Below are 19603 nucleotides of genomic sequence, written 5' to 3' on the forward strand. Positions count from 1 at the left end.
CAGGGACTGAACCAAAGCCACTATGGCAGTCTGACCTGGTGTTCGGGACTGGGTCGGCTGGCGGCGGGGGCTTCCGCGATGGGTGTTGACGGGCGGGACGAGTCGCTGTGTGAGGGTGGGGCCGAGGCCGGTGGAGGGGTGTCTGCGAAGTCGCAGACACCGCCGCAGGTGCCCAGCCAACGGGGACGTGGGAGTCATGGGAATGGGGTTCCGGCGCAGCGGGCTCGGTTGGGCTCCGGGGGGTTGCCGCCGCGGCGGGCGCCTTCCGATGCCGATCTGATCGAGTGGATGCGGTCGGGGGACGACTCGGCGTACGAGGAGTTGTACCGGCGTCATGCCGAGGCCGTGTGCCGGTATGCCCGGACCTGTTGCCGGGACGCCCATACGGCGGACGATCTGACGGCCGAGGTCTTCGCCCGGATGCTGCAGGCCGTGCGGGGCGGGTCAGGGCCCGAGCACGCCGTACGGGCTTATCTGCTGACGTCCGTGCGGCGGGTCGCCGCCACGTGGACGAGTTCCGCCAAGCGGGAGCAGTTGGTCGACGACTTCGCGGTGTTCGCGGCACAGGCGTCGCGTGGGGCCGCGGTGTCGGACACGACCGCGGCCATGGGCTCCTTCGGAGCGGGGCTCGATCTCGGGGCGGACGCGCGGGCGATGCACGAGGCCGAGCAGTCGATGGCGATGCGGGCGTTCCGGTCGCTGCCGGAGCGGTGGCAGGCCGTGCTGTGGCACACGGAGGTCGAGGACGAGTCGCCCAGCGAAGTCGCGACGCTCTTCGGGCTGGACGCCAATGGGACGAGGGTGCTGGCCAGTCGGGCGCGCGAGGGGCTCAAACAGGCGTATCTGCAGGCCCATGTGAGCGCCACGCTCGCTGGGAACTCGGCGCGGTGCGGGCGTTACGCCGACCGGCTCGGCGCGTACGCCCGTGGGAGTCTGCGTACGCGGGCCGAGCGCGGGCTGCGGGCACATTTGGAGGAGTGCGCGGCGTGCCGGCTGGCCGCGGGGCAGATCAAGGAAGTCGCCGGCGGTATCCCCGCCGTCGTACCGGTCGCGGTCATCGGGTGGTTCGGTGCGGCCGGCTACGCCAAGGTGGCCGCGCTCGTCGCCGGTGGCGCGGGGGCCGGGGCGGCCGCTGCCGCGGGGACCGCGGGTGCGGCGCCCGCGACGGGTGGTGGGTCCGGTGGCACGGGTGCGGGGGCCGGGGCCGCCGCCGCTGAGGGGCTCGGCGCGCCGGCCAAGGTCGGTATCGCGGTGAGTGTCGCCGGGATGGTCGCCTCCGCGGTGGCGCTCGGGCTGGCGGGCGACGACACGGAGATGAAGGAGCCGTCGGCCAGGCCGCCCGCCTCGCAGGCCATCGAGGCCTCGCCGGAGCCGTCGGCGCCACCGGAGGAGGAGCCCCCGACGGACGCGCCGCCGGTGGCGGTGGCGATGTCCAAGCCGTTGCCGACGCCATCACCGTCGGTATCACCGGTGCCCTCCGCGAAACCGACGCCCACGCCTACGCCCACCCCGACTCCTTCGCCGACCAGGTCGTCACCCACACCGACCCCCACGCCCCCTCCCCCACCCCCACCACCGGCCGTCCACCAGTGGAACGAGCTGGGGTACGACGTCTTCGGCGACGGCACCGAGCCCGAGATGCGGCTCGGGGAGAGCGGTTGGGTCTGGCAGCGGTACGGGGTGTCGATCGGCGGGAAGCGGTACGCGAACGGCGTGACCGTGCACGGCCACTCCTCCGTGACCGTCGATCTCAACCGGCGGTGCAGCGCGTACGACGCGCTCGTCGGCGTCGACGACATGACGCACGGCCTCGGCAAGGTCTCCTTCTCCTTCTCCGTCTACGGCGACGGGGTCCTGCTGTGGAAGTCCGGGCTGGTGCGGGGTGGGGAGCCGGCGGTTCCGGTCCATGTGGATCTCAGTGGGCGGGAGACGGTCCGGCTGGTCGTCGAGCCGCACAGCCACCACGACCCGGCGGCGTTGGCGGACTGGGCGGAGGCCGCGTTCACCTGCGAGTGAGGGAGCGGCGGCGAGCGTCGGCAGCGGGTGGGGGTTCAGCCGAGGCCGTCTTCGCGATCGTCGGGGGCGGCGATGGGTTTCAGCGCCTTTGCGAGGTCGTGCAGGGCGTCGGTCGGGGTGTAGGCCGTGCCGGTGGTGTGTTCGGCCTCGTAGCGGGTGGGGCCCAGGGCGGCGAGGGCGGCGGTCTCGGCACGCTCGGCGTCGTGCCGGTCGGGGAGCGGGCGGGGGTGGCCGCCGCGCCAGCTGGTTCCGGCGGCGAGGAGGCGTACCGCGCACGGGTGGTCGCCGAGGCCGGACAGTACGGTCGCGGCGCTGTCGGCCATGGCCGCCGTCACCGTCTCGGCGCAACGGTTGTCCACGGCGGTGCGGAGGGCGTCGGTCAGTCTACGCAGGCCGGGTTCCGGGCCCGACTCGGCGGTCGTGAGGAGGCCGTCGACAAGGTCCAGGAAGGCCTTGAACTGGGGCGGGGGTGTTCCCCGGTGGGTCTCCTCGCGGGCCAGGTGCCACAGATCGCGGGCGTGGGTGGTCTCTCCGTCGACCAGCGCCATGTGGGCGCGCAGGAGACAGACGAACGCGCGGGAGTCCGGCGCACCGAAACGGTCGGCCGCCGCCGTCGCCTCGTCCAGTGCGGTCAGGGCGGCCTCGCGGTCGCCCAGGCGGTGGGCGATCTCGCCGAGGCGGGCGATCAGGAACGGTGACTCGGTGTTCGCGCCCACCTCGTACGCGAGGCGCAGCGCCTCCTCGTACTCCCCCTTGGCCTCCGTGAAACGGCCGCGGGCCATCGCCGCCTCACCGGCCGCGCCGGCGACCTGGGCGCGCATCCAGCGGTCGCCCACGCGGACGGCGATCGTGCGCAGTTCGGCGAGGTCGTCCTCCACGCCGCGCATGTTGCCGGGGGAGTCGACGAGCATGTGGGTGCGGAGCATCAGGGTGAAGCCGAGTTCCCAGTCGCCGCCGTACGTACGGCAGTTGGTGACCGCCTCGTCCATCATCGCGTGGATGTCGACCGCGGCGGCGCCGTCCAGGACGTACGCGGTCAGGGGCCAGACCAGGCCGGGGAAGCGGGCGGCGGCCGGGCCGGTGTGGCCGGACTCCTGCCTCAGGCGCGCCACGTACTCGCGGGCCCTCGGGTCCTGCGGTACGCCGATGGGGCCGGACTCCGCGACCAGGGCGAGGTGGAGGAGGCGCAGGGCGATGCGGGGGTGGTGGCGGGGGTGCAGGGACGGGGCGGGGTCCGCGAGGAACGCGGCGATGTGGTCGACCGCCTCGGCTCCGCCCTCGCCCGGGCCGGTTTGCCCGCCCGCCCCGCCTGTGCTGGTGGTCAGGGTGAGGATGCGGTCCAGCCAGTGGGCGCCCTCGTGGCGGAAGTTGCGGAGCCACCAGAACCAGCCCATGGCGAGGGCCAGGTCGGTGGCGGCTGGTTCGTCGCCGGCGGTGAGGGCCCGGTGGAGGGCGGCACGGATGTTGTCGAGGTCGGTCTCCAGACGGTGGATCCAGGGGAGTTGGTCGGCGGAGCGGAGGCGGGGCTCGGCCTCGGTGAGGAAAGTCAGGATCCAGGTGCGGTGGCGGAGTTCGGCCGCCTCGCGAAGCGCCGGGGTCTCCGCGGCGCGTTCCGTGGCGTACTCGTGGATCGTCTCCAGCATGCGGTAGCGCATGCTGCGGGCGTCGTGCTGGGAGGGGGTGGCGATGATCAGGGACTTGTCCACGAGGGCGCCGAGGATGTCGGCCATCGATTCCGGTTCCGTGCAGACCGTCTCCGCCGCTTCCAGGTCCCAGCCGCCGGCGAAGACCGACACCTCGCGGAGCACCGTGCGTTCGGACTCGTCCAGCAGGTCCCAGGACCAGTCGACGACGGCGCGCAGGGTCTGCTGGCGGGGCAGGGCCGTACGGCTTCCCAAGGTGAGGAGGCGGAAGCGGTCGTCGAGGCGGTCGGCGATCTGGCGCGGGGTGAGCAGGCGCAGGCGGGCCGCGGCGAGTTCGATGGCCAGGGGGAGGCCGTCGAGGCGGTGGCAGATCTCGGCCACGGCGCCGGGGTCGGCACGCAGGACGGTGTTCGCGTCGGGCCGTACGGACGCGGCGCGCTCCGCGAAGAGGCGGTGCGCGGGGGCCGGGAGGAGGGGGTCGACCGGGCGTACCGACTCGCCGGGCACGCCCAGCGGTTCGCGGCTGGTGGCGAGGATCGTGAGGCCGGGGCAGTGGGTGAGGAGGGTCTCCGCCAGGGTGGCTGCGGCGTCGATCACGTGTTCGCAGTTGTCGAGGATCAGGAGCAGGTCCCGGTGGGCGCAGTACTCCACCAGCAGGGCGAGGGGGTCGTCGTGCGGGGCCGACGTCTCGTGCGTGAGCAGGAGGTCGTGGGGGATCAGTGCGGTCTCGCGCAGGTCGAGGGCGCTGACCACCGCGCCCGGTACCGCTTCCGGTCGGTCGAGCGGGGCGAGTTCCGCCAGCCATGCCTGGGGGTGGCCGGAGGCGGCCTCCTCGGCCAGGCGGGTCTTTCCGGAGCCGCCCGGTCCGGTGAGGGTGACGAGGCGGGACCCGCGCAGGTCGGAACGGATCGCTTCGAGTTCACGTTCCCGGCCGACGAAGGAGGTCAGGCGGGGGCGGAGGTTTCCGGTTCGGGGGCGGGCGGGGGTGGGGGTGACGGGCAGCCTGTTCTGTGGGGGTGGCTGTGCGGTGAGGAGGCTCTGGTGGAGGGCGCGTAGGTCGTGGCCCGGGTCGGTGCCCAGGGAGTCGCGCAGGGTCCGGCGTATGTGCTCGTAGGTCGTCAGGGCCTCCGCGGTGCGGCCCGTTTCGTGCAGGGCTCGGATGAGGAGGGCGTGGAGGGGTTCGTCGTGGGGGTGGGCCGCGGTCAGTTCGCGGAGTTCCGGTACGACGTCGGGGGCTCGGCCGAGTTGGAGGTCCGCCTCGATGCGGATGCGGAGGGCCTCGGTGCGCAGGGTCTCCGGGCGGACGGCGACCGCGGTGCGGTCGGGGAGGTCGGCGAGGGCGGGGCCGCGCCAGAGGGTGAGGGCTTCGCGGAGCGTGGTGGCGGCGGTGGCGGGGTCGTGGCGGGACAGGGCGGTCCTGGCGTCGTGGACCAGGCGTTCGAAGGTGAAGAGGTCCACGGCGGTGGGGGCGGTGGCGAGGCGGTAGCCGCCGGGTTCCGAGGTGATGGTGTGTCTGCCGAGGGCTCGGCGTAGGCGGGCGATGAGGGCCTGGAGGGCGGCGGGGGCGTCTGTGGGTGGGGTGTCCGTCCAGACCTCGGATATGAGGGTGGGGGTGGGGACCGGGTGGTCGGGGTGGAGGGCGAGAGCGGTGAGGAGGGCGCGGGTTCGGGGGCCGCCCAGGGGGATGGAAGTGCCCTGGTCGTCCTCTGCCTGGGTTGTTCCGAGGATCGCGTACCGCACCGGGTCATTCTCGGGGATGAACGGGCGGCCGGCGTGAGTTCGTACGTGCCGGACCGTCGTGGCTTGTCGCGCAGGCCCCCGCGCCCCTTACGGGGCTACCCCCACCTCGCCGTCGCCCCCGCTCCCAGCGCGCCCCTCTGCGGCGTGATGCCTGCCGGTACCGCCCGCTGCCTCGCCGGTGTGCCCGTCCAGCAGGTGCCGCGGCGGGAGAGCAGGCGACGTAGCCAGAGTTCCAGGGAGACCAGGTCGGCCAGGCCGTCCAGGGGGAGGGGTTCACCCTCTGCCGCCGCGCGGAGGGCCTTGCGGACCACTCGGGCCTCCACCAGGCCCGCCTGGGCCAGGAGGGGCGTGTCGAAGAGGGTGATCAGGGTGTCGGCGGCTGCGCGGAGGCCGGTGCGGGCCGCGGCGGCGGAGGTGGCGTGGGAGGGGGCGCCCCAGCCGGGTGGGAGGTCGGTGATGCCGGCGCCCTCCAGGACCGTACGGAGGATGGCGGCGCGGGCGCCCGGCTGGACGCGCAGGGCCTCGGGGAGGGCACGGCAGGCGCGGACGACCTGGTTGTCGAGGAAGGGGGCGTGGAGGCGCTGGGAACGGATCTCCGCGGCCTGTTCCAGGATCCTCAGGTCCGTGGCGTGACGGGCCAGGGCCGCGCGGGCGCGGAAGTCGCCGGGGCGCTGGCCGGGGCCCACGCTCGGGCGGCCGGTCATCGCGCCCAGGCGAATCGATACTTCCGCCAGGGCCTCGCCGGTGAGCCAGCGGGCCGCCGGGCCCGGTCTGGCCCAGTTGAGGGCTGCCAGGGAGGCGCCCGTCGCGCCTCCGGGTTCCTCGAAGCGGCGTTGCATCAGGCGGTCGGCGAGGACCTCGACGCCGGCTCGGTACGGGGTGCGGGCCAGTTTCCGTGCGGCGCCGTACACGCGCGCGGGGACCATCACCGAGCCGTCGGCCTTGGCGAGGGCGGCGACCGGGCGGACCAGGTGGCGGCGTTTGCGGTCCATGAGGAGGTCGGCGAGGCGGGCCGGGTGGGCGTCCAGGACCTGGCGTGCGCCGTAGCCGGTGAAGTGGTCGGCACTGCCGGAGGCCAGGCGGGCGCGGTGCAGGGCGGCCGTCACGAGGGACGGACCCGGTTCGTCGGTCAGGGGGCCTTCCAGGTCGGCGTACGGGAGTACCTCCTCGCCGCCCGTCACCACCACGTGGTGGAGGCGGGGGTTGGCGGCCAGGGTGCCCGCGCGTTCCAGTTCGGCTTCGCGGCCGGAGGTGGCCAGGTCGTTGAAGGTGACGGCGAGGAGACGTTCGCCGGCGCCCGTGCCGTGGCCGAGGACCGTGCCGGGGGCGCCGGGCAGGCCGGCGGCGAGCAGGGCCAGGGTGCCGGAGGCGGGGCCGCCGGAGAGGTCGGCGCCGATGCCGGGGACCGGCATCCCTCGGGCGGCGCGGCGCTCGGCCGGGCCCATGCCGGGCACGGGGCCGGGGTCGACGTCGGGTACGTGCCGGGGGGCGGAGAGGCGGGTCCGTACGGCTTCCACGAGGGCGTCGCGGACGGCGTCCACCGCGCTGGCCGGGTCGGCGGAGGGGGCGGCGACCGCGAGGGACGCGACGGGCTCGTAGCCGGCGATCTCGCGGGCACCGGCGCGCAGGATCAGTGCGTGCCCCGGGGGAATGCGGCGCACGCCGTCGTACGGAGTGGAGTCGTGGAGGGCGTCCGGTACGTCGGGGGCGGCCAGCAGGGCGGCCAGGTGCCCGAAGTCCAGGTTGGCCTCGATGAGGTCGGCGAGGGGGAGGGCGGCCGTCGCGTACGCGGTGCCGCCTGCCCAGGGCGTGTAGAAAACGGGTCGCGCACCCGCGAGGTCGCCGCAGACCGTCACCCGGCGGCCGACCTGGACGATGGCGGTGTAGCTGCCGGGCCAGGCGGTGAGATGGCGCAGGGCGCCGCCTCGGGCGGCGAACAGGCCCACGCGCAGCTGCTCGTCGGAGGCGCCGCAGATACCGAGGACGGCGATCTTCGTCTGGGCGTCGGCCTTGACGACGCGCACCTCGTCGGGGCGCCAGTCGCCGACGGCCCACAGCGGGTCGGGGTCGCCCCACAGGAGGTGGGATCCGACCGGATGCACGCTCTCGCCGTCGAGCCCGGTGGCGCCGGCGGAACCGATGACGGGTGCGCCAGCGGCGGTACTGCTCCATCCCACCAACCACCGCATCGACGCCTCCACAGGCTGTGGACAACCAGTGCACCGTACGAACCGGCTCCCATGCTGCCACGAAGGAGGCTTGTCGGAGGGCGTGTGCGATGGCTTGCACACCGGCAAGTGCGCCCCTGGGGAGCCTTGAGCGCTCCCCCGTCACACCCTCAAGTCGCCCTTGAAGAGGGGCGGTCGACAAAGGTGGACCCCGGGTCTACGACGTGAATGCGCCCCCGGTACGCTCCCCCAGAACACCTAACGCGCCCTCAACAGACGTGGTCGGAGCGGTATTCACCCTCCACGACCACCGTCGATTTTCGGCCAAATCAGCCCCGAAGGGCGGAGTTCGCGCGCCCTCCGCACCGTCCTCGATGGCGACTCAGCGTCAACGCACAGTCCGGGAGGCGGAGTTCGCCTCCCGGACCGGTCCGCCGCCCGCGGGGATGTAGGCAGCGGTGTCCCCCAGCCCACTGGATCCAGTACAGCGGGCCGACCCACGCACCACCATGGAAGCGCTCCCCCGGTGGCCGGAGAAGAGCGCACGGACAGGCGCACGGCCACACAGCGGGAGCACGTGACAACACTCCGTACTCTGTCCGCTTTTTCGTACGTACCACAATCCCGCCATCCGGATTTGGGCCCCTTAACGCTTGGGATGCGGCGAACTACGCTGGGTTTACGAATGCCGCGTGCCTATGCCGCCGCGGCAGCCGTCTGTTCGAGGGGTGGCGCAATGTCCAGGGAGCAACGCGGGCCGAACGAAAAGCTCGGCGCCGTTCTCGCCCTCGCGGGAATCAGCAACGCAGGACTCGCGCGTCGCGTCAACGACCTTGGCGCTCAACGCGGGTTGACACTTCGCTACGACAAGACCTCGGTGGCGCGGTGGGTCTCCAAGGGCATGGTCCCCCAGGGCGCCGCGCCCCATCTCATCGCGGCCGCGATCGGCCAGAAACTCGGCCGCCCGGTGCCGCTCCACGAGATCGGCCTGGCGGACGCGGATCCCGCCCCCGAAGTGGGCCTCGCCTTCCCCCGTGACGTCGGACAGGCGGTGCGCGCGGCGACGGAGCTGTACCGCCTCGACCTCGCCGGACGCCGCGCCGGCTCCGGCGGCATCTGGCAGTCCCTCGCCGGATCGTTCGCAGTGAGCGCATACGCGACGCCCGCCTCACGATGGCTGATAACGCCGGCCGACAGTTCGGTGGCGCGCGAGGCGGGCGCCGCGGAGGGTTCCGGGTCACCGCTGAAAGTCGGCCACAGCGATGTGCAGAAGTTGCGGGAGGCCGCCGAGGACGCCAGGCGCTGGGACTCCAAGTACGGAGGCGGCGACTGGCGTTCGTCCATGGTGCCCGAGTGCCTGCGCGTCGAGGCCGCGCCGCTGCTGCTCGGGTCGTACTCCGACGAGGTGGGCCGCGCGCTGTTCGGAGCGTCCGCGGAACTCACCCGTCTCGCCGGCTGGATGGCCTTTGACACGGGTCAGCAGGAGGCCGCGCAGCGGTACTACATCCAGGCCCTACGGCTCGCGCGCGCGGCGGCCGACGTGCCGCTGGGCGGGTATGTGCTCGCCACGATGTCCCTGCAGGCGACCTACCGCGGGTTCGGCGACGAGGGCGTCGATCTCGCGCAGGCCGCGCTCGAACGCAACCGGGGGCTGGCCACCGCGCGCACGATGAGCTTCTTCCGGCTCGTCGAGGCGAGGGCGCACGCGCGCGCGGGTGACGCGGTGGCCGCCGGGGCGGCCCTCAAGGCCGCCGAGGGGTGGCTGGAGCGGGCCCGCGACGGCGACAACGATCCGACCTGGCTCGGGTTCTACGGCTACGACCGGTTCGCCGCGGACGCCGCGGAGTGCTATCGCGACCTCAAGGCGCCGCGTCAGGTGCGCCGCTTCACCGAGCAGGCGCTGTCACGGCCGACGGAGGAGTTCGTACGCTCGCACGGGCTGCGGCTCGTCGTGTCGGCGGTCGCCGAGCTGGAGTCCGGCAATCTCGACGCGGCGTGCGAGCAGGGGGTACGGGCGGTGGAGGTCGCGGGGCGCATTTCCTCGGCTCGCACCACCGAGTATGTGAAGGATCTGCTGCATCGGCTGGAGCCGTATGGGGACGAGCCGCGGGTGATCGAGCTGCGGGAGAGGGCGCGGCCTCTTTTGATGACGCCGGCGTAAGCGCTCCGCTCGGGTGCGGGGCGCCTACTCGTCTGCCTGGTTTCTGTGGTTTTGGGTCTGCGGGTGCGTTGTGGTTGCTCGCGCCCACGCGGCGGAGACGCATATCGATACAGTCCCGCACCCCTTTGGGGCGCGACCTTGCGTGATCGGCGTCATGAAGACGTCTCCCGAGTTTGAGGGCATTGTCAGTGGTGCAGTGCACTATCGGAGTCGGGAGGTGGGGCGCGTGCGGAGGCAGGGCGCTTACGACTGTGATGTGCTCGTGGTCGGCGGTGGGATCGTCGGGCTGTCCACGGCGTATGCGATCACGCGGGCGGCGCCGGGCACGCGGGTCACCGTGCTGGAGAAGGAGCCCGGCCCCGCCCGGCACCAGACCGGGCGGAACAGCGGGGTCGTCCACAGCGGGATCTACTACCGGCCCGGTTCGCTGAAGGCGCGGTATGCGGTCAAGGGCGCCGCCGAGATGGTCAAGTTCTGCGCCGAGTACGGCATCGACCACGCCGTCACCGGAAAGCTGATCGTCGCCACGGAGAGATCGGAGCTCCCCCGGCTGCACGCCCTCGTACAGCGCGGGCGGGAGAACGGGATTCCGGTGCGGGAGCTGGGCGCCGCCCAGATCGCCGAGTACGAGCCGAAGGTGCGCGGGCTCGCGGCCATACACGTCGGGACCACCGGGATCTGCGACTTCGTCGGGGTCGCCCGGCAGCTCGCACGGGCGTCCGGCGCCGAGATCCGCTACGGCGCCGAGGTCGAGCGGATCGACCGGCGGGCCTCGCTGGGGGTCGCCGTGCGGATCCGGGGTGGTGACGTCGTACGGGGGCGGGTGCTGGTGAACTGCGCCGGGCTGCACTGCGACGAGGTGGCCCGGATGACCGGGGACGAGCCCGGGATGCGGATCGTGCCGTTCCGGGGGGAGTACTACGAGCTGGCGCGGCCCGAGCTGGTCCGTGGACTCGTGTATCCGGTACCCGATCCGGCGTTTCCGTTTCTCGGGGTGCATCTGACGCGGGGTATCGACGGGGGTGTCCATATCGGGCCGAACGCCGTGCCCGCGCTGGCTCGCGAGGGGTACGGATGGGGGACCGTGCGGATGCGGGAGCTGGGGGCGACGCTGGCGTGGCCCGGCGCCTGGCGGATAGCTCGGCGGCACTGGCGGTACGGGGCGGGGGAGCTTCGGCGGTCGTTGTCGAAGAAGGCGTTCACCGGGGCGGTGCGGCGGTTGTTGCCGGAGGTTTCCGAAGGGGATCTTGTGCCGGCGGCTGCGGGGGTGCGGGCGCAGGCGGTGCTTCGGGACGGGACGCTGGTGGACGACTTCCTGATTCGGGAGGGGGCGCGGGCGGTGCATGTGCTGAACGCGCCTTCGCCTGCGGCGACGGCTTCCCTGCCGATCGGCAGGGAGGTGGGGAGGCGGGCGTTGGGAGTGTTGGCCGGAGTGTGACGGGCGGCCCCTTGGTCTTCGAGGCGCTCAGCGGCTGGTGCTGGGCGGGGGGTCTCGCTCACTGGCGCTCGCCGCGTGCCGCTGCGCCCACCCTCCCCCACTCTCGGCTCCGCTCGAGGGGGAGCACCCCCATCGCCCCTGGCGGCACGATTGCCCGCAGCTACGGCACGCGGACCCTCCCCCGCCGCCGACGGGTGGGGGGCCGCCCTAGCGGCACGACTGCCCGCAGCTGCGCAGGGCAGCAGCTCCGCAGCAGCGAAGCGGGCGCGCCGCGGCTGAGACGGGGGGCGCGACGGGGTCGTAAAATCGTTCTCACTGTGTCTGACTCCGCCAGTTCTTCCGAGCCCCGCACCTCCGGTGCCTCCCTTCGGCGTGCCCGGGTCAAGGGTGAGCCTCGGTTTCCCGAGGGACCGAAGCCCGATCCGGCCGGGACGCACTTCGAGCGGCGGATCAGGAGTTTTCAGCCTCGGCGGAGTCGGGTGACGGCCGGGCAGGCGGACGCGTTGCAGCGGCTGTGGCCCAAGTGGGGGCTCGACATCGATGGGCGGGCGCTCGATCTCGTCGAGTTGTTCGGGAACGAGAAGCCCGTCGTGCTGGAGATCGGGTTCGGGATGGGGGAGGCGACGGCGCGGATGGCCGCCGCCGATCCGGAGACCAATGTGCTCGCCGTGGATGTGCACACGCCGGGCCAGGGGAATCTGCTGAATCTCGCGGACCGGGACGGTCTGACCAACATCCGGGTCGCGAACGGGGACGCGATCATTCTGCTGCGGGAGATGCTCGCGCCCGACTCGCTCGACGGGCTGCGGGTCTACTTCCCCGACCCCTGGCCGAAGAAGCGGCACCACAAGCGGCGGCTGATCCAGCCGGAATTCCTCACGCTCGTCGCGTCACGGCTCAGGCCGGGGGCGATCGTGCACTGTGCGACGGACTGGGAGCCGTACGCCGAGCAGATGCTGGACGTGCTGACCGCACATCCGGAGTTCGAGAACACCCGGGCCGACGGCGGGTTCGCGCCACGTCCCGCATTCCGGCCGCTGACCCGTTTCGAGGGGCAGGGACTGGACAAGGGTCATGTGGTGAACGATCTGCTCTTCCGCCGCGTACAGCAGCGTGAGCAGGAGCAGAAGCAGAAGTCCGAACAACCCCAACCCCCCACAGGCGTCTGAAGGCCGTCCTTCACAGTCCGGCGGGCGCGGTCCCTGCGGGCACGGTCCCCGCGGGCACGTCCGGCGGGCACGGTCAGTCCGGCGGGCGCGGTCCGGCGGGCCCGCACCACGTACCGTCGCGGGCGGCGCCCATCCCTCGTTAGGGTCAATGCAATGGCCACCAGTCCCCCCTACCCGACGCACCCCAGCGGACCCGCCGGTGGGTCCGCGTTCAGGCCCACGCGCTGGTGGCAGCGGAAGAGCGTCAAGTACGGGGCGCTCATCGGGCTGCTCGGGGTCTCCGGGCTCGTCATCCTCGCGCTCGTCCGCGAACAGACCGGCACAGAGGGGTTTCTCGTCGGGCTGGGGCTCGCTGTGCTGCCCGTGCCCTTGCTCATGTCCGCGTTCCGGTGGCTGGACCGGGTGGAGCCCGGGCCCCGGAAGAACCTGGTGTTCGCGTTCGCGTGGGGGGCGTGTGCGGCGGCGCTGATAGCCATCGTGGCGAACAGCTTCGCGACCCGGTGGATAGCGACCGCTACCGCGGATCCTTCGCACGCCGACGCCTTGGGTGCCACCCTCATAGCGCCGGTGGTGGAGGAGACCGCCAAGGCCGCGGCCGTCCTCCTTGTCTTTCTCTTCAGGAGACGGGACTTCACCGGGATCGTGGACGGGGTGGTGATCGCCGGGGTCACTGCGACCGGGTTCGCGTTCACCGAGAACATTTTGTACCTGGGGACCGCTTTCGGCACGGATCAGCTCAGTGGGGGGAGCGGGCTGGCGTCTGTCACCGCGGCCACCTTCTTCGTGCGGGTGATCATGTCGCCGTTCGCGCATCCACTGTTCACCGTGCTGACCGGGATCGGGTTCGGGATCGCGGCGTTCTCCGCGGAGTGGCAGCGGGTGCGGCGGGTGGTCGTGCCGGTGACTGGGTTGTTGCTCGCCATGGGGATGCACGCGGTCTGGAACGGGTCGGCGACCTTCGGGGAGTACGGGTTCTTCGCGGTGTACGCGGTGTTCATGGTGCCGGCGTTCGGGCTGCTGACGTGGTTGGCGATCTGGACGCGGCAGCGGGAGTTGCGGAACGTGCGGGAGGAGTTGCCGGCGTATGCGGCTGCGGGGTGGCTCACGCCACCGGAGCCGTATGTGCTGGGCTCGATGCGGGCTCGGCGGGTGGCGCGGGAGTACGCGGCGCATCACTTCGGAAAGGCCGGGGCTCGGTCGGTCGCGGAGTACGAGGCGTACGCGACGAAGCTGGCGTTTCTGCGGTATCGGGGGCGGCGGGGGCGGGCCGGGCGTGACTTCGTCCTGCGGGAGCGGGAGTTGCTGTTCGAGCTGTGGCGGCGACGGGAGTTGGCTCGGCCGGCGATGGGGTATGCGGGGCGGGAGGTTGGGCCCGGGGGTTGGTCGGGGAGCGGGTACGGGGGGTACGGGTACGAGGGGTACGGGGCGGGTTACGCGCAACCGGCGGTTCATGGAGTAGCGGCGTATCCCGCGTACAACCCATATCGGTACTAGGGATCGCGGGTGCCGCCCGGTGGGTGCGGTCCCGGTGCGCTTGGGGTCGGTAAGTGGGTCGGCTCGGTAACGCCCCCTTCTCGCCGTACGCGGCTGCCCCACCGTCAGGGTGCGCGCTCGCCCTGCCCAGTAGCTGGAGGGGTCCCCCCAACCCCGCAAGGCCATTGGGCCGCCCCGGCACACGACAAACGCCGCGTAATCCTCAGGGGATCACGCGGCGTTGCGGCCCGTACGGCCCAATGGCCTTGCGGGACTTGCTGGTTCTACGGGGTCAGGCCCTTGCTGCGCAGCCACGCCGCCGGGTCGATGCCGCTGGTGGAACCGCCGGGGTGGACCTCCATGTGGAGGTGGGCACCGGTGACGTTGCCCGTGGCGCCCACGCGGCCGATGACGTCGCCGGTGGCGACCTTCTGGCCGACGCTGACGCCGATGGAGGACTGGTGGGCGTACCAGATCTCGGTGCCGTCATCGAGGGTGAGGACGGTCTTGTAGCCGTAGGAACCCTCGTAGCCGGCCTGCGTGATGGTGCCGCTGTGGACGGCCTTGATGAGGGTGCCGGTGGGGGCGGCGAAGTCGAGGCCGGTGTGGTAGCCGGAGGACCAGTAGGGGCCGGCCTGACCGAAGGTGGAGGTGAGGGTGTACGAGGAGGTGGGAAGCGTGAACTGCTTGGCGAGGGCGGCGAGGCGCTCGGCTTCCCTCTTCGCCGCGGCCTCCTCCTCCGCCTTCTTCTCGGCGGCGGCCTCCTTGGCCTCGGCTTCCTTCTTCTCCTGGGCGGCCTGCTCGGCGGCCTTCTTCGCGGCGGCGGTCTGGGCGGCCTCGGCAGCGGCCTTGTCGGAGGCGTCCTGCTGGGACTCGGCCTGCGCCATGATGCGGGCGCGCAGCGCCTCGCCGGCGTCCGCGGTGCCCTGCTCGGTGTCGGCGGCGATCAGGCCGGCGCTGCTGAGGGGGGTGGTGGAGGCCTGCGGCTCCGCCTCGGCCTCCTCCTCGGTGTCGTCCTCGAAGACCGAACCGACGTCGGGCATCGATATGGACACCGGGGCCTTGCCGGACTGCGCGCTGGCCATGCCGGCGCCGCCGACGGCGGCTATGACACCGACGCCGAGAACCGTGGAGCTGCGGGCGATTCCGCCACGCGCGAGTCCGCCGCCCTTCTTGGCGACGCGGTGCCGGCCGCGAACGGGGCGAGTGGACTCCGCGGTGGGGTTCCACTCCTGGAAGGGGCCCTCGTTGTCGCTGTTGTAGCTGCCGTAGCCGAACGTCTGGCTGTCGCCGTCCCGTTGGCTGGGCACGAACGGGGCTTCGGTCGCGGACCGGTTGGACGCCACGTGGGCGTACTCCTTTCCTTCCTTCTCGCCTACCGGGTTAGCTGACGGGTTCGGAGCAGGAAGGTCTCCTACGCGCGTAAACCTGACGTGCTGCCACGACGGTTTCCGCGCGATTCACCCCAGGGTGGTGGTTCCCCGGTTCCCTTGCGGGATTCGGCGCGTGAGCACGGAGCCGTCTCTTGTGACGGCTGGGACGACCGCGCTGCGTTATCGAACGTTAATAGACGCGAGTACTCCATTCCAAGCTGTTCCGAGTGATCATTCCGGCTTTCGCGCCGGACTTACGGGTCATGACGGGCGGAAAACGGGCGAGTTGACCTCACCTCAGGAGTAACAAGAGTTCTGACGGTATGTCAGTTGGTATACGGAGGAAGGTCGAGCGGACACGTTCCGTGATATCCGTCGGCGTAGATGTGAGAGAGACGTGTGGGCAGGCCCACGAGGGGGCATCAGGGGCGCCGGACCGCCAGGAGTGCCATGTCGTCCGTCGTGCGGTCGCCGGTATGCCGGCGTACCTCTTCCGCGAGGGTCGTCAAGAGGGCGCGCGGGCCGGGGAAGGTACGGCCGGACAGTCGCTCGGCCGGGTCGTAGAAGACACCGCGGGCGTCCCGGGCCTCGGACAGGCCGTCGGTGTGGAAGAGCAGCGTGGCGCCGGGCGGGAATCCGGTCTCCTCGGCGCGGTCCGGCCAGGTGCCCAGGTCGTCCATGCCGAGCGGGAGCGCGGGCCGCGGGGCGTCCAGGATGCGCAGGACGCCGTCGGCGTACAGCAGCAGGGGTGAGGGGTGGCCGCGGTTGACGATCCGGGCGCGGCCGGCGCCGTGCGGGAACTCCGCCAGTACGGCCGTGACGAACTCCTCGTGCTCCACGGCCGCGTCCCGGCGCGCGGTCTCCCGCCGCGCCCTCTCCCGGGCCAGCGCCCGTTCCAGCCGCTGGGCGACCGCTTCGAGCGTCGACTCCTGCTCGGCCGCCTCCCGGAACGCCCCGATCAGCACCGCCACCGCCGACACCGCGCCAAGACCCTTGCCGCGCACATCGCCCACGATCAGCCGTACGCCGTGGGGCGAGTCCTGCACCGCGTACAGATCGCCCCCGATCGACGCCCCGGCCTGCGCCGCCTCGTACCGCGCGGCGATCTCCAGCCCGCCGATCCGCTCCTGCGGCACCGGCAGTACGGCCCGCTGCGCCGCCTCGGCGATCTCGCGGGCGGTGGCGAGCCGGGCGTCGCTGCGGCGGACGAGACGGTTGATGAGCACGGCCAGTACGGCGACGGTGGTCACCGTCGCGATCTCTGTGATCGCGTCCACGTGGCCCGTGTCGCCGTAGCGGACGTGTACGACGGTGATGCCGGCGACCGAGGCGACGCCGGTGATCACCGTGCCGTGCAGCGAGAAGAGCGGGGCCGCCACGAGAGGCGCGGCGGTGAAGAAGGGGACAGCCGTGAACTCGCGCGGAGTGAAGTGGTCGTAGAAGAGGCCGATGGCGATCAGCAGGACCGGGATGACACGCACGAGCGCACGGGCGTAGGAGAACCGCCGGCCGACCGGCTCCCTCGCGCCCTCTCGCTGCCCCACGGATACAGGGTTTCCGGGGGTGGGGTGCGGGGCCAGTCGGCGGGGCCGAGTGGGCTAGGTGTTCTGTCCCGTGAGGTTGTGGACGGTGATGCGGATCTCAGCTGCGGGATCTTGAACGGTGAGGGCCTGTCGTCCGGATCGCGCCCGGCCCGTTTCCGTTCCCTCCGGGACTCAGCCGGCCGTCAGTTCGGTCAGCTCCGGCAGGGGGAGCGTGTGCTGGGTCTGGAGGACCTTCGCGCGGAGGTAGCGGACGTTGTGGGCGGTGGTGAAGACGCCCGTGGGGACGCGGTGCCGGACACCGACGCCCAGGTCACGGAGCTGCTGCGCCTTGTCGGGGTTGTTGGAGAGCAGGTCCAGCTCGTCGATGCCGAGGGCACCCAGCATCTGGGCCGCCGCCGTGTAGTCGCGGGCGTCCTCCGGCAGCCCGAGCGCCGCGTTCGCCTCGTAGGTGTCGAGGCCCTGGTCCTGGAGGGCGTAAGCGTCGAGCTTGTTGTAGAGGCCGATGCCCCGGCCCTCCTGGCGGAGATAGAGGAGGACACCGCCGCGGTCCGCGATCCGCTCCACCGCCTCGCGCAGCTGCGGGCCGCAGTCGCAGCGGGCCGAGCCGAAGACGTCGCCGGTCAGGCACTCGGAGTGCAGCCGGACCAGCGGGGCCGTGCCGGGCTCCGGGTCGCCGAGGACGATCGCCACGTGCTCCTGGCCGTCGACGAGACCGTGGAAGGTGACCATTTCGGTGTCGACGCCGTAGCCGTCGTGGAAACGCAGCGGTACCCGGACGCGGGCACGCGGGGTGGCAGCGGGAAAGTCGGGCATGCGGGTTCTCCGGTCCTGGTGCGGGTGTCGCCGTGCTTCAGATTTGAAGCACCACGCTCGGCAGGACTCTATCCCGTGCTTCAAATTTCAAGCAACAGCATTCGGGGCACATCACATTCCTGCAACGCGGGAACTGTGGAAAACAGGGACGAATGACCCGCAAGGAAGGGCGCTACCGACCCGACCGGCCCGCCGGACCCGACTGGCTCGCCCGACCCGGCCGATTCACTTGATCCGACCGGCTCGCTTGATCGGACTGGCTCGCCTGACCCGACTGGCTCGACGGGCACGCGCGGCGGCGCCACGGCAGGTCGTCGGAGCCGGTGGCCCGGGGGTCGCCGCCCTGGATCGCCGTCGCGATGGACGCGCAGATCTCCTCGAACTGGCCGATCTGCTCGGGGCTGAGGTGGTCGAAGACGGCCTTGCGGACCGTGTCGACATGGCCCGGCGCCGTACGCTCCAGCAGGGCCATGCCCTCGTCGGTGAGCACGGCGACGCTGCCCCGCTTGTCCCACTGGCAGTCCTCGCGCCGCACCACGCCGTCCTTCTCCAGCCGGGTCACGGCGTACGTCAGCCGGCTGCGCGTGATCTTCAGGAACTCGGCGAGGTCGGTCATCCGCATCCGGCGTTCGGGCACCTCGGAGAGGGCGGCCAGCACGGAGTAGTACAGGTGCGGGAGGCCGGCCTCCTGCTGGAGCTGCCGGTCGAGCGCGTCCTCGAGGAGGGTGCTCGCGGCCACGTAGGCACGCCAGGCACGCTGTTCCTCGGGGGTGAGCCAGCGGGTCGTCATACGTACAGTGTAGTTATTGTTTAAAACTTGAACCAACCAGGAGTGCGTCCATGCCCCAGCCCTACGTCCTGTTGTCCGCCGCCGTCTCCCTCGACGGCTTCCTGGACGACACCGGGCCCGAACGGCTGCTGCTCTCGGGCCCGGCCGACTTCGACCGGGTCGACGAGGTGCGCGCGGCCAGCGACGCCATCCTGATCGGCGCCGGCACCCTGCGCACCGACAACCCCCGGCTGCTGGTCAACTCGCCCGAGCGCCGCGCGGCCCGCGTCGCCGCCGGGCTTCCGGAGTACCCGCTGAAGGTCACCGTCAGCGCGTCCGGCGATCTCGACCCGGCGGCCCAGTTCTGGCACACGGGCGGCGAGAAGGTCGTGTACACGACGGACAAGGGCGCGGAACGGCTGCGCGAACTGGGCCTGCCGGCCGGGCCGACTGGCGTGGACGTCGTGCCCGTCGGCGCCGACCTGGAGTGGCCGGCCGTCCTCGACCACCTCGGAGACGTACGCGGCATCCGGCGCCTCATGGTGGAGGGCGGCGGCCGCGTGCACACCCAGCTGCTCCAGCAGGGGCTCGCGGACGAGCTGCAGCTGGCCGTCGCCCCGGTGTTCGTGGGCGAGTCGGACGCGCCGCGCATGTTCGGCACGGGCGTGTACCCCGGCGGCCCCAAGAGCCGGCTCCGCCTGCTGGAGACCCGGCCGGTCGGCGACGTCGTCCTCATCCGGTACGTCCCCACCGTCCCCGGCACCGGCCCGGCCGTCTCCGCCGCCGACCGGCACTGGCTGGCACTGGCGTGCGAACTGGCCGCCGAGTGCCCACCCTCACCGACCGCGTTCAGCGTGGGCGCGGTCGTGGTCGCCGAGGACGGTACGGAACTGGCCCGTGGCCACTCCCGCGAGGGCGGCGACCCCGTCGTCCACGCCGAGGAGGCCGCCCTCGCCAAGCTCGACCCCGCCGACCCGCGCCTCGCCTCCGCCACGGTCTACAGCAGCCTGGAACCGTGCGCCCGCCGCGCCTCCCGCCCCGCGCCCTGCGCGCGGCTCGTCCTCGACGCGGGCGTACGCCGCGTCGTCACGGCCTGGCGCGAGCCGGACACGTTCGTCGCGGACGCCGCCGTCGGCAACGCGGTGCTCTCGGCGGAGGGGGCCGACGTCGTCGTACTGCCGGAGTACGAGGAGCGGGCGAAGGCGCCGAACGGGCATCTGCTGCGGTGAGCGAAGCCAGACGTACAGCTGAACGTACAGCCGCGCGGCGCGGAGGTACGGGCCGCTGTTTCGCCGG

The 19603-nt window shown here is 72.3% G+C and carries 12 protein-coding genes and 1 riboswitch; of the genes, 6 read left to right on the plus strand and 6 right to left on the minus strand.

The genetic code is table 11. The features are described 5' to 3' along the window. Positions 1-78: 78 nt before the first annotated feature. Complete coding sequence (locus JIX55_RS24700) at positions 79-2016, plus strand: sigma-70 family RNA polymerase sigma factor (protein ID WP_257565498.1); 1938 nt, start codon at positions 79-81, stop codon at positions 2014-2016. A gap of 35 nt (positions 2017-2051) precedes the next feature. On the opposite strand, the gene JIX55_RS24705 is transcribed toward JIX55_RS24700, so the two are convergent. Then, a complete protein-coding gene (locus tag JIX55_RS24705; protein WP_257565499.1) occupies positions 2052-5399 on the minus strand; it encodes a BTAD domain-containing putative transcriptional regulator in 3348 nt (1115 codons plus the stop codon). Positions 5400-5494: 95 nt separating this feature from the next. Continuing rightward, on the minus strand, positions 5495-7588 hold the full coding sequence (locus JIX55_RS24710) for an asparagine synthase-related protein (RefSeq protein ID WP_257565500.1): 2094 nt from the start codon (positions 7586-7588) through the stop codon (positions 5495-5497). A 715-nt stretch (positions 7589-8303) separates the two neighbouring features. Here JIX55_RS24710 and JIX55_RS24715 point away from each other — a divergent pair. From JIX55_RS24715 to JIX55_RS24730, 4 genes are all read left to right on the plus strand, one after another. Beyond that, positions 8304-9728, plus strand: coding sequence for an MFS transporter (locus tag JIX55_RS24715; protein ID WP_257565501.1), 1425 nt, complete (start codon positions 8304-8306; stop codon positions 9726-9728). 226 nt (positions 9729-9954) lie between these two features. Continuing rightward, positions 9955-11166 carry an L-2-hydroxyglutarate oxidase gene (gene lhgO, locus JIX55_RS24720; RefSeq protein WP_257565502.1) on the plus strand — a complete coding sequence of 404 codons (1212 nt, stop codon included), beginning with the start codon at positions 9955-9957 and terminating at the stop codon, positions 11164-11166. Between the two features lie 317 nt (positions 11167-11483). Continuing rightward, positions 11484-12335, plus strand: a complete 852-nt coding sequence (trmB, locus tag JIX55_RS24725) for a tRNA (guanosine(46)-N7)-methyltransferase TrmB (RefSeq protein ID WP_257565503.1) — start codon at positions 11484-11486, stop codon at positions 12333-12335. 153 nt (positions 12336-12488) lie between these two features. Then, positions 12489-13829, plus strand: coding sequence for a PrsW family intramembrane metalloprotease (locus tag JIX55_RS24730; RefSeq protein ID WP_257565504.1), 1341 nt, complete (start codon positions 12489-12491; stop codon positions 13827-13829). A gap of 263 nt (positions 13830-14092) precedes the next feature. Here JIX55_RS24730 and JIX55_RS24735 read toward each other — a convergent pair whose 3' ends face one another. From JIX55_RS24735 to JIX55_RS24750, 4 genes are all read right to left on the minus strand, one after another. Continuing rightward, a complete protein-coding gene (locus JIX55_RS24735) occupies positions 14093-15154 on the minus strand; it encodes a M23 family metallopeptidase (RefSeq protein WP_257565505.1) in 1062 nt (353 codons plus the stop codon). 11 nt (positions 15155-15165) lie between these two features. Beyond that, positions 15166-15323: riboswitch (cyclic di-AMP (ydaO/yuaA leader) on the minus strand. Between the two features lie 280 nt (positions 15324-15603). Then, complete coding sequence (locus JIX55_RS24740) at positions 15604-16725, minus strand: PP2C family protein-serine/threonine phosphatase (protein ID WP_257565506.1); 1122 nt, start codon at positions 16723-16725, stop codon at positions 15604-15606. A gap of 171 nt (positions 16726-16896) precedes the next feature. Continuing rightward, positions 16897-17538, minus strand: a complete 642-nt coding sequence (locus JIX55_RS24745) for a GTP cyclohydrolase II (RefSeq protein WP_257565507.1) — start codon at positions 17536-17538, stop codon at positions 16897-16899. A 172-nt stretch (positions 17539-17710) separates the two neighbouring features. Beyond that, complete coding sequence (locus tag JIX55_RS24750) at positions 17711-18328, minus strand: MarR family winged helix-turn-helix transcriptional regulator (protein WP_257565508.1); 618 nt, start codon at positions 18326-18328, stop codon at positions 17711-17713. Positions 18329-18378: 50 nt separating this feature from the next. Between JIX55_RS24750 and JIX55_RS24755 the strand changes: the two genes are divergently transcribed. Further along, the gene (locus tag JIX55_RS24755) at positions 18379-19536 is read left to right on the plus strand and encodes a dihydrofolate reductase family protein (protein ID WP_257565509.1); all 1158 of its coding nucleotides are present in this window, start codon (positions 18379-18381) and stop codon (positions 19534-19536) included. Positions 19537-19603 lie beyond the last annotated feature (67 nt).

The sequence above is a fragment of the Streptomyces sp. DSM 40750 genome (assembly GCF_024612035.1).
Classification (GTDB): Bacteria; Actinomycetota; Actinomycetes; order Streptomycetales; family Streptomycetaceae; genus Streptomyces.

What these genes read in the sequence shown, in the direction of transcription:
- JIX55_RS24700 (WP_257565498.1), top strand. Translation starts at nt 79, where the DNA reads ATGGGTGTTGACGGGCGGGACGAGTCGCTGTGTGAGGGTGGGGCCGAG.
- JIX55_RS24710 (WP_257565500.1), bottom strand. Translation starts at nt 7,588, where the DNA reads ATGCGGTGGTTGGTGGGATGGAGCAGTACCGCCGCTGGCGCACCCGTC.
- JIX55_RS24715 (WP_257565501.1), top strand. Translation starts at nt 8,304, where the DNA reads ATGTCCAGGGAGCAACGCGGGCCGAACGAAAAGCTCGGCGCCGTTCTC.
- JIX55_RS24730 (WP_257565504.1), top strand. Translation starts at nt 12,489, where the DNA reads ATGGCCACCAGTCCCCCCTACCCGACGCACCCCAGCGGACCCGCCGGT.
- JIX55_RS24745 (WP_257565507.1), bottom strand. Translation starts at nt 17,538, where the DNA reads ATGCCCGACTTTCCCGCTGCCACCCCGCGTGCCCGCGTCCGGGTACCG.
- JIX55_RS24750 (WP_257565508.1), bottom strand. Translation starts at nt 18,328, where the DNA reads ATGACGACCCGCTGGCTCACCCCCGAGGAACAGCGTGCCTGGCGTGCC.
- JIX55_RS24755 (WP_257565509.1), top strand. Translation starts at nt 18,379, where the DNA reads ATGCCCCAGCCCTACGTCCTGTTGTCCGCCGCCGTCTCCCTCGACGGC.